The sequence below is a fragment of the Pleomorphochaeta sp. DL1XJH-081 genome (assembly GCF_049310885.1).
Lineage (GTDB): Bacteria > Spirochaetota > Spirochaetia > Sphaerochaetales > Sphaerochaetaceae > CAYZJV01.
This window is the reverse complement of the sequence record NZ_JBMDYO010000208.1, coordinates 1-238: the sequence shown is the minus strand read 5'-3', so window position 1 is coordinate 238 and position 238 is coordinate 1. Positions and strand designations below refer to the sequence as shown.

General features: G+C 56.3%; 1 protein-coding gene. It reads right to left on the bottom strand.

Annotation, left to right across the window (positions count from 1 at the left end; all coding sequences use genetic code 11):
* Positions 1 to 15: 15 nt before the first annotated feature.
* The coding region (locus ACODJP_RS14490; RefSeq protein ID WP_422482695.1) for a zinc-binding dehydrogenase at positions 16 to 238 on the bottom strand (223 nt) is incomplete at its 5' end.

The window sequence follows — 238 nt, the reverse complement described above, 5'->3', positions numbered from 1 at the left end:
ATAAGCGATATCATCTTAAAACCCCTCCAGCACGATCTTGCCGACGGCGCGTCCGGTTTCCAGCTGGCGATGCGCTTTCTGCAGATTGGCGGCGGTGATGGCGCCGTAGTGTTCGCCAAGGGTGGTTTCGATAGTGTGGTTGTCGATCAGCGCCGCCACGCGGGTGAGCAGCTGATGCTGGGCGATCATATCATCCGTCTCAAACATTGAACGGGTGAACATAAATTCCCAGTGCAGG